Source organism: Promineifilum sp. (SeqCode), assembly GCF_041918635.1.
Lineage (GTDB): Bacteria > Chloroflexota > Anaerolineae > Promineifilales > Promineifilaceae > Promineifilum.
Genome location: NZ_JAYRVJ010000313.1, coordinates 1 through 2,675, shown reverse-complemented (window position 1 = coordinate 2,675; position 2,675 = coordinate 1). Strand labels below are relative to the sequence as shown.

Annotated in this window: 3 protein-coding genes; 2 read left to right on the top strand and 1 reads right to left on the bottom strand. The window is 65.1% G+C overall.

Features of this window, described 5'->3' with window-relative positions; genetic code table 11:
* The first annotated feature begins 292 nt into the window (after positions 1 to 292).
* Both ACE3UY_RS10025 and ACE3UY_RS10020 read left to right on the top strand, forming a co-directional pair.
* Positions 293 to 1,021 (top strand): hypothetical protein, encoded by a 729-nt coding sequence (locus ACE3UY_RS10025; protein WP_374687397.1) that lies wholly within the window; start codon positions 293 to 295, stop codon positions 1,019 to 1,021.
* 90 nt (positions 1,022 to 1,111) lie between these two features.
* Positions 1,112 to 1,519: an MgtC/SapB family protein gene (locus ACE3UY_RS10020; protein ID WP_374687396.1), complete on the top strand. Its 408-nt coding sequence runs from the start codon at positions 1,112 to 1,114 to the stop codon at positions 1,517 to 1,519.
* 105 nt (positions 1,520 to 1,624) lie between these two features.
* On the opposite strand, the gene ACE3UY_RS10015 is transcribed toward ACE3UY_RS10020, so the two are convergent.
* Positions 1,625 to 2,675, bottom strand: a 1,051-nt coding sequence (locus ACE3UY_RS10015; protein ID WP_374687395.1) for a S41 family peptidase, incomplete at its 5' end; no start/stop codon positions are given.

The window sequence follows — 2,675 nt, the reverse complement described above, 5'->3', positions numbered from 1 at the left end:
CCTCAGTCGGAACCTCGGCCGTCGGTTCGGGCGCGGGCGTGTCGGCTACTGGAACCGGCGTCGCGGTGGCGACGGACGCTTCGGTGGGCGTCGCCTGGCTGGGAGGCGAGCCACACCCCATGAGAATCAGCAATACGGCAAGCAGGAGCAACAAGCGGTAGCGATTCATGACGGACTCCTTGGGGCCAACGCGCGCCCTTTGCCGCGACGCATGGGCCAAACCGTGGGGGATTATAGCAGACCTCAGAGGTTTTCTGAAACCTCTGAGGTCTGTTCACGCTATAATCTGCTCATGCACGACTCAGCCGATACCGTCATCCTGATCTCCGCCAACGCCGAATGGCGGCCCGTTCGCAACCGTTACTCGCATATCACGCCTCTGAGCACACCATACGGCGAGGCGTTGCCCCTTGAGCTAGAAGTGCGCGGCCGGCTGCGGCCGGTGGTGCTCTTCCACGGCGGCTGGGGCAAGATCGACGCCGCCGCTTCGACGCAGTATGCCATCGATCGCTGGCGACCGTCGCTGCTGATCAACCTGGGCACGTGCGGCGGTTTTGCCGGCGACGTGGCTGCCGGGACGCTGCTACTGGTCAACTTCACGCTGGTCTACGACATCATCGAGCAGATGGGCGACCCGGATGAGGCGCTCGCCCACTACGCCACCGAACTCGATCTGTCCTGGCTGCGCGATCCGCTGCCCTTGCCGGCGCGGCGCGAGATGCTGCTGTCGGCCGACCGCGACATTGTTCGTGGCGAGATCGCCGGTCTGCGCGCCCGCTATGGCGCCATCGCCGCCGATTGGGAGAGCGGAGCCATCGCCTACGTAGCCGCCCGCAACGGCGTGCGCTGCCTCATTCTGCGCGTCGTTAGCGATCTGGTGAGCGACGCGGGGGAAAACGGCGTAGACGGCGGTGAGATCTACGGCCGCCTCGATCTGTTTGTCACCCGCGCCGATGACATCATGGGCCGCTTGCTCGATTCGCTGCCCGGCTGGTTGGCAGCGGGGCTATCGGAGGCTTGATAGGTTGCGAGCAGACTCCTGCCCGCCAACCTGTCAGGTCTATTTCGCTATCTCGATTGAGGATGAACCATGAATCTAGAGATGCAATTGATGTTGGTGTTACGCTTACTCGTCGCCGCCATTCTGGGCGCAGTGGTTGGCTATGAACGGGAGGCGCGCGGCCGGGACGCGGGCGTAAGAACGTTTGCCGCCGTGTCGCTTGGGTCGTGCGCCTTCGCCATTATCTCCCACGTCGTTGTCCCCCCGGGCAACGACACGGCGCGTATCGCTGCCCAGGTCATCACCGGTGTCGGCTTTCTGGGCGCGGGCGTCATTTTGCGCGGCCCAAACCATATCAGCGGCCTGACCACGTCGGCCACGTTGTGGGCGGCGTCGGCCGTGGGACTGGCGATAGGCTATGGGCTATATCTGCTGGGGACGGCCACAGCGGTGCTGTTGTTGCTGCTCCTGCTCTTGCGCCACGTGCCCGGTCTGGAGCGCCGGCCGCCGAAAGAGTAGGGGCGGGTTTCAAACCCGCCCCTCCCCTGTTGCCCATACGCGGGCGAGTTTGAAATTCCAACCCCTACTACGTTGCCCATGCGCGGGCGGGTTTCAAACCCGCCCCTACGGCCCCTGCAAAATCTCCACCGCCCGCAATACCTGCGTGTCTCCACTCGCGGTTAGCTGCTCAGCGGTCAGTTCATCAACCGTTTCGGGCACGACCAGTTGTACTGGCCCGGTCAGATCGACCACTTCATCGGGCACGATCCCCTCGCGCCAAATGATGCGGCCGTCCGGTGTCAGCCACTGCTCCGTTGCCAGCAAGATGGCCGAGCCGTCGGACAGGCCAAATTCGTTCAGCACCGTCCCCGTACCAAACGTCGTCTCGCCGACGAGCGTGGCCCGCCCGTGATCCTGCATGGCCCCGGAAACGATCTCGCTGGCGCTGGCGCTACCCTGATTGATCAGCACGACCAGCGGCAACTCGGTGCGCCGGGCGTCGTCCAGCGTCAACTCTTCCTTGACTTGGCCGTCGCCGTCCTGGCGCAAGACGACCACGCTGTCCGCCGGCAAGAACTGGCTGGCAACGGCCACCGCCTCGTGCAGCAGGCCGCCGGGATTGTTGCGCAGGTCAAGGATGAGACCCGTCGCCCCCTGCGCTTCAGCCGCTTCGATGGCCGCCGCCAGGTCGTCGCCGACATCCTGGCTGAAGCCGGCAATGCGTGTGTGGGCGACGGTCGTGCCGGGCAGCATGGCCCAGGTCACGTTCTCTAGCTCGATACGCGCCCGTTCGATGGTCAGTGTGCGCTCCTCGCCCGTCTCCGGCGTGAAGAAGGTGATGGCGACGGTGGTGCCGGCCGGGCCGAGGATCATATCGATGACCTCCTGCAAGGTCAGCCCGGTCGTATCGCGACCATCCACTTCCAGAACGATGTCGCCGGGCTGGATGCCGGCCGCCTGGGCGGGGGAGTTATCGATAGGCGAGACGATGGTCACAAAGCCGTCGCGCATCTCCACGTAGGCGCCGATGCCCTCGAACTCGCCGGCGGTGTAGTTGCGCTGCTCTTGCACCATCGACGGGGTCATGAAGCGGCTGTGGCCGGTATCGCCCAGGATGTCGACCATGCCGGTCAGCGCGCCATCCTGAAGGCGCTGGTCGGTCGCCGCCTCGCGG

Bases quoted from the DNA above. Each gene is read 5' to 3' on its own strand.
- ACE3UY_RS10025 (WP_374687397.1), top strand. From the start codon at position 293: ATGCACGACTCAGCCGATACCGTCATCCTGATCTCCGCCAACGCCGAA.
- ACE3UY_RS10020 (WP_374687396.1), top strand. From the start codon at position 1,112: ATGTTGGTGTTACGCTTACTCGTCGCCGCCATTCTGGGCGCAGTGGTT.